Raw genomic sequence first — 10,244 nt, 5'->3', positions numbered from 1 at the left:
GATGGTACTGCAGGGGGGACCCTGTGGGAGAGTAGGACGCCGCCGAACAATTTTTGGGAAAACCCCCGCACCTCACGGTGCGGGGGTTTTCTGCGTTTAGGCTCTGGATATGCGCTACGACTTGGTGATCTTCGACAATGACGGTGTCCTCGTGGACAGTGAGCCGATCTCCAACCGGCTGCTGGCCGCGTATCTGACGGAGCTCGGGCATCCCACCTCGTACGAGGACTCCATCCGTGACTACATGGGCTCGGCGATGCACCGGATCCACGACCTGGTCCTGGAGCGTACGGGGGAGCGGCTGCCGGCGGAGTTCGACGACGTATTCCACCGGCGGGTGTTCGAGGCGTTCGAGCGGGAACTGCGGCCCGTGGAGGGTGCCGTGGGCGTGCTCGAGAAGCTGGCCGCGGACGAGGTGCCGTACTGTGTGGCGTCCTCGGGGAGTCATGAGCGCATTCGGGTGGGGCACCGGACGACGGGGCTGGACCGGTGGTTCGAGGAGTCGCGGATCTTCAGTTCGCAGGACGTCGGCAAGGGGAAGCCGGCTCCGGACCTGTTCCTGCACGCGGCCGAGCGAATGGGGGTCGCGCCCGGCCGCTGTGCTGTCGTGGAGGACTCTCCACTGGGCGTGCAGGCGGCTGTCGCGGCCGGAATGGATGTCTACGGATTCACCAGGATGACGCCCGCCGCCAAGCTCGCGGGTGCCACCCAACTCTTCTCCGACTTGAGCGAGTTGGCGGCTCTGCTGGCCTGACAATTGTCATACGGAGCTCCGGACGATCGTCTCTGGTGACCGGCCCCCGCCGGCGGCGAAGCTGAGGGCATGACGACGAACTCGGCCCAGGGCCAGAACACGAAGAAGAACTTCGCGCCGCTGATCGTGGACGTGGCGGTGCCGCTCGGTTCGTACTACCTGTTCAAGGACGGCTTCGGGATGAGCACGTTCGCGGCGCTCGCCTGGAGCAGTGTGGTGCCGGCTCTGCGGACCGTGTGGAGCGCCGTCAGGGAGCGGAGGACCAACGCGCTGGCGGGGCTGATCCTCGTCGTCAACGTCGTGTCCCTGCTGCTGAGTTTCGTCTCCGGTGACCCGCGGCTGATGCTCGCCAAGGACAGTGCGGTCAGCAGCACGATCGCGATCGGAATCCTGGTCTCCGTGGCGCTCGGGAAGCCGATGATGACCGCGGGCATGAAGCCCTTCCTGGTGAAGGGGGACGCGGCCAGGGAGGCCGCCTGGGAGCGGCTGGAGTCGGGTGCCTCGGTTCGGTCGGCAGACTTCCTGCGCCGGGAGCGGGTGTTCTCCGTGGTCTGGGGTGTGGTGCTCCTCGGCGAGTGTGTGGCGCGGGTGGTCGGGGCGTACACCATCCCCGTGGACACCATGGTGTGGCTGGGCGGGGTCGTCATGGCCGTCTCGATCCTGGGCGGTGTCCTGGTCAGCGGTGCTCTCGCTGCCGGGCCGATGGAGGCGATGGTCTCCGCCGAGGTGAAGGACGCGCAGAAGAAGGCGACCGAGGTCCGGGATCTCGAGCTCGCCCGGTAAAGCTGAGTGAAATTCATCTTTGGCTGGATCTACCCACGAGTACGTCGGGGCCCTACGCTCGCCGCCATGACAGATGTGCTGCGGCGCGGTAGGGCCTCGTTGGCGTTCAGCTTCTTCGCCCAGGGCGCCGCCTTCGCTCTGCTGGTGACGCGTATCCCGGCCATCCAGGATCGGTACGGCGTCTCGGACGCGCTGCTGCCCGCGTTTCTCGCGGCCGTGCCGGTGCTCGCCGGTGTCGGCAGCGTCACGACCGAGAAGCTGGTGAGGCGTGTCCCGCCCAGTCGGGTACTGCGCTGGGTCCAGCCCGTCGTGCTGCTGGCGCTGTTGGGGGTGAGCGCGGGGGAGCACTTCGCCGAGCTGGGCCTGGCACTCGCCGCGTTCGGGCTCGCCGTGGGTGCGCTGGACGCGTCGATGAACATGCTCGGGGTGAGCCTCCAGCGGACGTACGGGCGCAGCATCATGCTGAGTTTCCATGCGGCGTACAGCCTGGGCGGGATCGTGGGGGCCTCGCTGGCGTGGGTGGGGGCGCACTGGGACCTGGCGCTGTTCGTGTCGTATCTCCCGGTGGTGGCGGTGTTGTTGCCGGCGGTGTTCGTGGGGAGCCGGTGGTACGTCGACGGGGGGAGTGGGCCCGGCGAGGCGGAGGGCGAGGTCAAGGCCGAGTCGGGGGGCGGGTCCGTCGTCTTCAAGCTGTTGTTGCCGCTGTGCCTGGTGATGACATTCGCGTACATCGGGGACTCCACGGTGTCCAACTGGAGCGCGAAGTACCTCCAGGACGTGCTGGGGAGTTCGGAGCAGATGGCGACGGTGCCGTACAACGTCTACATGGTGACCACGCTGGTCGGGCGGGCCATCGGGGACTTCGGGGTGCGGCGGTTCGGGGCCGTGACGGTGGTGCGGGGCGGGGCACTGGTGGCGGCGCTCGGGTTCGCGGTAGTGGCCGTGGCGCCGGGAGCGTGGGTCGGGATGCTCGGGTTCACGCTGCTGGGCCTGGGGCTGTGTGTGCTGGTGCCGCAGACGTTCGCGGCGGCGGGGCGGCTGTTCCCGGGGGCGTCGGACGTGGCCGTGGCGCGGCTCAACGTCTTCAACTACGTCGGATTCCTGATCGGCTCGCCGTTGGTGGGGGCGTTGGGGGACGCGTGGACGTATCGGGGGGCCATGCTGGTGCCGATGGTGTTGGTGCTGGTGACGTTGGTGTACGCCAAGTCGTTCGCGGCTCAACCGGACCGATACGGTGGCGGGCATGAGTGGCCGCGCACAGCTGATGTGGGACGAGGCAGTAACGGGCTATGACTTCGGCCCGCACCATCCGATGGACCCGGTCCGGCTCGCCCTGACGCGCCGACTGGTCGACGCCTTCGGGCTCGATCGGGAGGTGGACGTCGTGGCGGCGAAGCCGGCGGGGGAGTCGACGTTGCGGCTCGTTCACCGGGAGGACTACATCGAGGCCGTGAAGGCGGCGTCCGCGGATCCGGAGGCGGCGGACGGGGCGTACGGGCTGGGGACCATCGACGATCCCGCGTTCGCGGGGATGCACGAGGTGTCGGCGCTGATCGCCGGGCAGTCGGTGGGGGCGGCGGAGGCCGTGTGGCGGGGGGACGTGCTGCACGCGGTGAACTTCGCGGGTGGGTTGCACCATGCGATGCCGGGGGGCGCGTCGGGGTTCTGCATCTACAACGACGCCTCGCTGGCGATCGCGCGGTTGTTGGAGCTCGGGGCCGAGCGGGTCGCGTACGTGGATGTGGACGTGCATCACGGCGACGGGGTGCAGGCGGCCTTCTGGGAGGACCCGCGTGTGCTGACGATCTCCTTGCACGAGCATCCGCGGACGTTGTTCCCGCAGACGGGGTGGCCGGAGGAGACGGGGGCGGACTCGGCCGAGGGCAGTGCGGTGAATGTGGCGCTGCCGGCGGGGACGGGGGACGCGGGGTGGTTGCGGGCGTTCCACGCGGTGGTGCCGGAGCTGATCGCTGATTTCCGGCCGCAGGTGTTGGTGACGCAGCACGGCGCCGATACGCACTTCGAGGATCCATTGGCGCATCTGGCGGTGTCGTTGGACGCGCAGCGGGCTGTGCAGGTGGCGTGTCATGAGCTGGCGCATGAGTACGCCGGGGGGAAGTGGGTCGCGTTGGGGGGTGGGGGGTACGCCGTGGTGGAGGTGGTGCCGCGGTCGTGGACGCATCTGGTGGGGATCGCGGCGGGGCGGCCCGTGGAGCCGGAGGCGTCGATTCCGGAGGGATGGCGGCAGGAGGTGTTCGCTCGGACTCGGCAGTTGGGGCCGGGGCGGATGACGGACGGGCGGTGGCCGGTGTCCTACCTCTCCTGGGAGGAGGGGTACGACCCTGCGGATCGGTTGGATCAGGCGGTGCTGGCGACTCGGCGGGCTGCGTTTCCCTTGCGGGGGCTGTTGCCGTAGGGGGCTTTACGGGGGTGTGCTTCGTGCGGGTTGGCTGATGCCGGGGTGGGGTGGGTTCGCTCGCCCGCAACTACGCGGCATGTAGTAGGCCGACCGTGGGGTCTTCTGGGCGTTCCAGCCGTGGGCCCCCGCCCCCTTCGTCAGCATCGGGGGTGTGTTGAGTGCTGGAGTCTTACGCGCGCATCTGCTTGCTGCCCGGCTGGCCGGGACCGTGGCGACTTCTCGGGAGGTGAGTCTGCGGAGCTATCGGTTGTTCGCTGCTCGGGATCCCCGGATGTTGATCGGGATTGATCCGGAGTGGTCGTGGGGGGAGCGGGATGTGCTCGCGTTGATGGCGGACAAGTGTGGAGTTTCAGCCGATCCTGAGTGCAGGTCCGGCCAAGATGTGATTGACCCGGAGCGTACGCTGGCCGCCCTGGACGCCTTCGCGGAGCGGCTCGCGGCGGCCGCCCGGCGGGGTGCGGCCGTGCTGCTGGGGACGGGCCACCCGCATCGGCTGCTCGGTTTCTACGCCGCGTTGGCGGACGCGTTGTCGGCGGCGGGATGTATCGTCCTCACACCTGCGCAGGGTCGCTGTGTCGACATAACGACCCGGTTCGGTCTACGCACGTACAACCTTGATTACGTACGAGGTGTCGCCTTCGCGCGAGACCCGGCGGCGCAGCGCCCCGGTCGTGAGACCGGCGCACACACCCACTCGCCCCTCCCGGTTCGGACCGCGCTGGCCGCGGCGGTGGAGGCGGGCGGGCCGTTGCCGGAGTTGGTGATCGGGGACCATGGGTGGGTCTGCGGGGCAGGTCAGCTGGGGTTCGAGGCCATCGGGCTGGCCGACACGGACGATCCGGCGCTCTTCGTCGGGGAGGCGGAGGGGTCCGTATCGGTGGTCGTTCCACTTGATGACGCTGTGCGGTCCCATTACTACCGTCCGCTGACCCGCTACGTACTCAATCGAGCGTGTCTGTCACAGTAGGTCGCCGACGGGTGCACCTCTTCCCCACTCGCATCACCCGCCCCTACATTGGGGAGTGAGCACGCAGCGACGAAGAGTCACCGGAAGGGGAAGCCGGTGGCCGACGAGTCGAGTGCGGAAGGTTCAGGTGTGACATGGCTGCAGGCGAGAGGCCTCTGAACGAGGTCCAGTTCCTTACCGTGGCGGAAGTCGCCTCGGTGATGCGAGTGTCGAAGATGACCGTGTACCGGCTGGTGCACAGCGGTCATCTGCCCGCGATCCGGGTCGGGAGGTCGTTCCGCGTCCCGGAGCAAGCGGTTCACGAGTACCTTCGCGAGAGCTATGTGGGGGTGGAAACCGTCTGAGCGGCGTCGCCGGGGGGATCCGCATCGCAGTACAGGGCACTTCGGGATCCCCTCGGCAACCTCGATTACGACCTCAGCGCTCGGGCGGGTAGGCTAGCCCCTCGTAGGTCGTATGGGCCCATGGCGCCCAGCACCGAGTGATGAGAAGTGAGCGAGGGTAGTCGTGGGCTCTGTTATCAAGAAGCGGCGCAAGCGGATGGCCAAGAAGAAGCACCGCAAGCTGCTCAAGCGCACGCGCGTCCAGCGTCGTAACAAGAAGTAAGTTACGCACGCGACGCAGTGAAAGCGTGTTGTGGCCCCCCACCGGATCCGGTGGGGGGCCACTCGTACGTACGGGGGTTCCCGCCACCTCGTGCGTCAGGCGGTCATCACAGCGCAACAACGAACCGCTAAGTTGGCCCGCAGACGGGGAACTCGGCAGTGTGCGCGAAGCTGAGGGACGAGGCGGAAGGAAGGCGCTGATCTTGGGCAAGGTCGTGCTCGTGACCGGAGTGGCCCGTCAGTTGGGTGGCCGTTTCGTACGACGGATCCAGCGTGACCCACAGGTGGACCGGGTCATCGCCGTGGACGCGGTCCCGCCCGAGCACCATCTGGGCGGCGCGGACTTCATCCAGGCCGACATCCGGCAGCCGACCGTCGCGCGCGTGCTCGCGGAGACGGGCGCCGACACGGTCGTCCACCTGGACGTCACCGGGACCGCACTGGGCGGCGGCAGCCGGGCGACGGTCAAGGAGACCAACGTCATCGGCACCATGCAGTTGCTGGGTGCCTGTCAGAAGTCCCCGAGCGTGAAGCGGCTGGTCGTGAAGTCCAGCACGAACGTGTACGGGTCGGCGCCCCGCGATCCGGCGGTGTTCACCGAGAACACTCCGCCGAAGTCGCTGCCGAGCGGCGGCTTCGCCAAGGACACGTGCGAGGTCGAGGGCTATGTCCGCGGGTTCGCGCGGCGGCGGCCCGACGTGGCCGTGTGTGTGCTGCGGTTCGCGAACATCCTGGGTCCGAACGTCGACACCCCGCTCACCTCGTACTTCTCCCTGCCGATCCTGCCGACGGTGTTCGGCTACGACCCGCGGCTGCAGTTCGTGCACGAGGACGACGTGATCGAGGTGCTGCGGATCGCGTCGCACGAGCCGGTGCGGGGCACGCTCAACAGCGGCACCTTCAACATCGCCGGCGACGGGGTCCTGCTGCTCTCCCAGTGCTCCCGGCGGCTCGGCCGCCCCACCGTGCCCCTGCTGCTGCCGGCGGTCACGTGGACGGGCTCCCTGGTACGTACGCTGGGGATGACGGACTTCTCACCCGAGCAGATCCGGCTGCTGACCCACGGCCGGGTGGTGTCCACGGACCAGATGCGCGAGACGCTGGGGTTCCGGCCGAGGTACACGACCGCGGAAACGTTCGCGGACTTCGCACGCAGCCAGGGCCCCGGGCTGCTGCCGCCGGAGGCCCTCGCGGGGGCCGTCGACCGGATCGCCGCGCTGCCCGTGCCGGGCAGCGGCCACCTCCCGACGCAGAGCGCCAACTGAGGAGCGCATCAACAATGGCGGACGCCAAGGTCATTCCGTTCGACGACGACCGGTCCCGTGGGGCCGCCGTACCGCGGCCGTCGCGGCGCCGGGGCGGGGGGAGCCGGCGCACGGGCGGGGAGCAGCCCGCTGTGGTTCGTGAGGTGCAGCCCCTGCCCAGCAGGCCTTCCACGCAGGATGATGTTCCTGTGACGGGTGAGGAACAGCCGCCGGAGACCCCGCGGACGGACGGGGGCGGCGGTCTGGAGCGGCGGGTCGCGAGCGGCCTGGCCTTCCTGCGCCGCCGTCTCACCGGCGACTACGAGGTCGACGACTTCGGCTATGACGAGGAGTTGACCGACCAGGTCCTGATGTCCCTGCTGCGGCCGGTGTACGAGAAGTACTTCCGGGTCGAGGTGAAGGGCGTCGAGAACATCCCGGCGGACGGTGGTGCGCTGATCGTCGCGAACCACTCCGGGACGCTGCCGTTGGACGGGCTGATGATGCAGGTCGCCGTCCACGACCACCACCCCGCGGGCCGGCATCTGCGGCTGCTCGCCGCGGACCTGGTGTTCGTGCTGCCGGTGGTCAACGAGCTGGCCCGGAAGCTGGGGCACACCCTGGCCTGTGCGGAGGACGCCGAGCGGCTCCTCGCTGAGGGCGAGCTGGTGGGGGTGATGCCGGAGGGCTTCAAGGGCATCGGCAAGCCGTTCAGCGAGCGCTACAAGCTCCAGCGGTTCGGCCGCGGCGGTTTCGTCTCCACGGCGCTGCGTCAGGGGGCGCCGATCATTCCGTGCTCGATCGTCGGTGCGGAGGAGATCTACCCGATGATCGGCAACGCGAAGACGCTGGCCCGGGTGCTGGGCTTTCCGTACTTCCCGCTGACGCCGACGTTTCCCTGGCTCGGTCCTCTGGGTGGGATCCCGTTGCCGACGAAGTGGACGATCCAGTTCGGTGAGCCGATCCCGACGGACGGCTATCCGCCGGAGGCGGCCGAGGATCCGATGCTGATGTTCAACCTGACGGACCAGGTGAGGGAACAGATCCAGCACACGCTGTACAAGTTGCTGGTGCAGCGGCGGTCGGTGTTCTTCTAGGCACCTTTGTACGGCGTTGGGGTCGCCCCCAACGCCGTACTGCCGTCGGCCGGCCTTACTCCGTGTCGTCGCCGTCGATGCCCAGGCCCGGGAGGAGGCCCGGGAGGAGGGGTGGGAGGGTGACGTCGGGTTCGTTGGTGGGCGTGTGGCTGGTGGACGGGGTGGCGGTGTCGGGGGACTGGGCCGGGTCGAGCAGGCCTCCCGGGTTGCCGCCGATGAGGCCGTCGGACTCGTTGCCGGACGGGGAGGACTTGCCGGGGTTGCTGGAGTGGCCCGTGCCGGCGGAGCCGCTGCCGGTGCTGGGGGCCGCGGGCCGGCCCGAGTGCGACGCTCCGGTGGAGGCGGACCCCGAGCCGTCCTGGCGCCCACTGCTGCTGCCGCCGGGCTGGGCCGGGGGCGGCGGGAGCAGGGACTGCAGCGGTGCGACCTCTTCGTCTATGGCGTCGAACACCGACGACACCTGGTCTCCGACGTCCCCGAGCTGGACGGGCAGCCTCTCGCGCAGTGCGCCCCACGCCTCGCGGTGCGAGCGGGAGAAGGCGGAGAGGGCCTGCATGGGGCCCAGGGAGTCGGGGTCGCGTTCGTACGCCTCGTGCAGCAGCCGGTGGCCCTCGGAGGCGTCGTGCCGCATGCCCGACAGCGCGCGGCGGATCTCGCCGAGCGACTCGTGGTCCAGGTGGCCGCCGCGGTCGCGCTCCATCAGCCGGCGGGCCTCGCTGAGCCTGGTCGAGGCCTGGTCGAGGTAGACCTCGCCCCGCTCGCCGTCGCCCTCGGCGAGGTACTGGAGCTTGAAGTCCTCGATGCCGCGCTTGAGGCCGTAGAGCGAGTCGCCGGGCAGCGCGTCGGAGCTCGCGGCGGCGACTCCGCCGAAGGCGCCCGCGGCGACTCCGACGCTGAGTCCGCCCGCGGTGAGCCCCTTGGCCAGGCGTGAGCGTGGCCGGAGCTTGCCCAGGGGGGTCGCCCGGTGTGCGCCTCGGGAGCGGTGGGACCTCTGCTCGGGGACCGACGGGTCTGCCGCCTCGCCTCGCGCGGTGCCCTCCTGCAGCATGGCCTCGAAAGCGGCCACGAGCTGGGCCCGCTGCACGACCTTGACCTCCGGGTCGAGCTCCGGCTTGGGCAGCTCGCCGAGACCGGCGGCGAGGGCCAGGAGACGGCCCTGCTCGGTCGGTTCGGCGGCGGCCGGTGCCGGTGCCGACGCCTCGGGCTGCGCGGCCGCCGTGTCCCGGTCGGACTGCTCGTCCAGGGCCTGGGCGAAGGCGTTCGCCCGCCGGTGCGCCGATACGTTCGCGATCACTGGCGGCACCTCCTCTCGTCATGACGGTCGACTCCCCAGGGGGTCCTGAGGGTTGCACGCCCTGAGTACAACCACACGAGTGAGTGATTGAAGTCAGCCAGGGAGTGACCACAGGGAGTCTGCATCCCGCACAACGAGCGGCTTGGCACTTGGGTTACGGACGGCGGATGATCCGACCGCGAATCCAACCCACTTTCACCAAGGGTGAGTTGGAGACAGCGGAGCGTGCCCCTTCAGCGGGCGTCGTCCGGCAGGAGCCGCGCGAGGGTGCGCACGGCCCGGTACTGGAGGGTCTTGATGGCGCCCTCGTTCTTGCCCATCACGCGGGCCGTCTCGGCGACGGAGAGGCCCTGGAGGAAGCGGAGCGTCACGCACTCCTGCTGCTGCGGGTTGAGCCGCCGTACGGCGTCGAGGAGGGCGGCGTTGGAGAGCGACTCCAGGACGGAGTCCTCGGGGGAGCGCTCGACCTCGTTGGCGTCGAGCATCTCGCCGGTGGTCACCTCGAGCCGGAAGCGGCTCGACTTGAAGTGGTCGGCGACGAGGTTGCGGGCGATGGTGACGAGCCAGGCACCGAAATCGCGGCCCTGCCAGGTGAACGTGCCGATGCGGCGCAGGGCGCGCAGGAACGTCTCGCTGGTGAGGTCCTCGGCGGTCGCCTTGCCGCCCACCCGGTAGTAGATGTAGCGGTAGACGGTGTCGCTGTACTGGTCGTAGAGCCGGCCGAAGGCGTCGGCCTCGCCGGCCTGGGCGCGCTCGACGAGGTCCATCATGCGGGCGCTGTCGCTGTCGGCGGCCGGGCGGCGGGCGGTGGCCGAGCCGCCGGAGCGCCCCCGTCTGCCGGCGGCCCGCCCGTCGCCGGACCGCCGCCCCTCACCGACGGCGCTGCGCGCCGACACCTGTTCCATGCCGTCGGCGAGTGCGTAGCACGGGCCGACGGGCGCGGCGGTGGCGAAGGCGGGGGCGGCGTACGCGGTGGGGACGAATCCGCGCAACAGGCCTTGGACCGTGGCGACCGTTGCGCGCAGCGTAGCCAGGCCCGAGGCGTCAACCCCGACGTGTGGGTACACGGGACTCCCAGAGG

General features: G+C 69.7%; 11 protein-coding genes. 9 read left to right on the top strand and 2 right to left on the bottom strand.

All coding sequences use genetic code 11. The features are described from left to right. Window positions 1-109 precede the first annotated feature (109 nt). The 9 genes from IG99_RS16400 to IG99_RS16365 all read left to right on the top strand — a co-directional run bounded on the left by IG99_RS16400 (window position 110) and on the right by IG99_RS16365 (window position 7,869). Complete coding sequence (locus IG99_RS16400) at window positions 110-754, top strand: HAD family hydrolase (RefSeq protein ID WP_037674614.1); 645 nt, start codon at window positions 110-112, stop codon at window positions 752-754. 69 nt (window positions 755-823) lie between these two features. Then, window positions 824-1,537: a VC0807 family protein gene (locus IG99_RS16395; protein WP_037674611.1), complete on the top strand. Its 714-nt coding sequence runs from the start codon at window positions 824-826 to the stop codon at window positions 1,535-1,537. Between the two features lie 66 nt (window positions 1,538-1,603). Beyond that, entirely contained in the window at window positions 1,604-2,830 is a 1,227-nt protein-coding gene (locus tag IG99_RS16390; RefSeq protein ID WP_037674609.1) for an MFS transporter, read from the top strand. After that, window positions 2,781-3,953, top strand: a complete 1,173-nt coding sequence (locus IG99_RS16385; RefSeq protein ID WP_037674666.1) for an acetoin utilization protein AcuC — start codon at window positions 2,781-2,783, stop codon at window positions 3,951-3,953. The genes IG99_RS16390 and IG99_RS16385 overlap by 50 nt, the downstream gene beginning before the upstream one ends. A 154-nt stretch (window positions 3,954-4,107) precedes the next feature. Then, window positions 4,108-4,923, top strand: a complete 816-nt coding sequence (locus tag IG99_RS16380) for a phosphatase (protein ID WP_037674607.1) — start codon at window positions 4,108-4,110, stop codon at window positions 4,921-4,923. 134 nt (window positions 4,924-5,057) lie between these two features. Then, window positions 5,058-5,267 (top strand): helix-turn-helix domain-containing protein, encoded by a 210-nt coding sequence (locus tag IG99_RS16375; RefSeq protein ID WP_037674604.1) that lies wholly within the window; start codon window positions 5,058-5,060, stop codon window positions 5,265-5,267. A gap of 163 nt (window positions 5,268-5,430) precedes the next feature. Beyond that, window positions 5,431-5,529, top strand: a complete 99-nt coding sequence (locus IG99_RS45465; protein ID WP_003948845.1) for a 30S ribosomal protein bS22 — start codon at window positions 5,431-5,433, stop codon at window positions 5,527-5,529. Between the two features lie 202 nt (window positions 5,530-5,731). Beyond that, window positions 5,732-6,793: an NAD-dependent epimerase/dehydratase family protein gene (locus tag IG99_RS16370; protein WP_037674601.1), complete on the top strand. Its 1,062-nt coding sequence runs from the start codon at window positions 5,732-5,734 to the stop codon at window positions 6,791-6,793. 14 nt (window positions 6,794-6,807) lie between these two features. After that, the gene (locus IG99_RS16365; protein ID WP_037674600.1) at window positions 6,808-7,869 is read left to right on the top strand and encodes a lysophospholipid acyltransferase family protein; all 1,062 of its coding nucleotides are present in this window, start codon (window positions 6,808-6,810) and stop codon (window positions 7,867-7,869) included. 55 nt (window positions 7,870-7,924) lie between these two features. Here the strand turns inward: IG99_RS16365 and IG99_RS16360 are convergent, their stop codons facing one another. Both IG99_RS16360 and IG99_RS16355 read right to left on the bottom strand, forming a co-directional pair. Then, window positions 7,925-9,163, bottom strand: a complete 1,239-nt coding sequence (locus IG99_RS16360; RefSeq protein WP_037674599.1) for a DUF5667 domain-containing protein — start codon at window positions 9,161-9,163, stop codon at window positions 7,925-7,927. 233 nt (window positions 9,164-9,396) lie between these two features. Beyond that, a complete protein-coding gene (locus IG99_RS16355; RefSeq protein WP_037674597.1) occupies window positions 9,397-10,230 on the bottom strand; it encodes an ECF subfamily RNA polymerase sigma factor, BldN family in 834 nt (277 codons plus the stop codon). Between the last annotated feature and the right edge of the window lie 14 nt (window positions 10,231-10,244).

The organism is Streptomyces griseus subsp. griseus (assembly GCF_000720255.1).
GTDB lineage: Bacteria > Actinomycetota > Actinomycetes > Streptomycetales > Streptomycetaceae > Streptomyces > Streptomyces griseus_I.
Note: the sequence above shows the minus strand (reverse complement) of the source record. Positions and strands in the feature narration are given on the sequence as shown.

Coding starts and splice junctions, on each gene's coding strand:
- IG99_RS16400 (WP_037674614.1), top strand. CDS start 110: ATGCGCTACGACTTGGTGATCTTCGACAATGACGGTGTCCTCGTGGAC.
- IG99_RS16395 (WP_037674611.1), top strand. CDS start 824: ATGACGACGAACTCGGCCCAGGGCCAGAACACGAAGAAGAACTTCGCG.
- IG99_RS16390 (WP_037674609.1), top strand. CDS start 1,604: ATGACAGATGTGCTGCGGCGCGGTAGGGCCTCGTTGGCGTTCAGCTTC.
- IG99_RS16385 (WP_037674666.1), top strand. CDS start 2,781: ATGAGTGGCCGCGCACAGCTGATGTGGGACGAGGCAGTAACGGGCTAT.
- IG99_RS16375 (WP_037674604.1), top strand. CDS start 5,058: ATGGCTGCAGGCGAGAGGCCTCTGAACGAGGTCCAGTTCCTTACCGTG.
- IG99_RS16365 (WP_037674600.1), top strand. CDS start 6,808: ATGGCGGACGCCAAGGTCATTCCGTTCGACGACGACCGGTCCCGTGGG.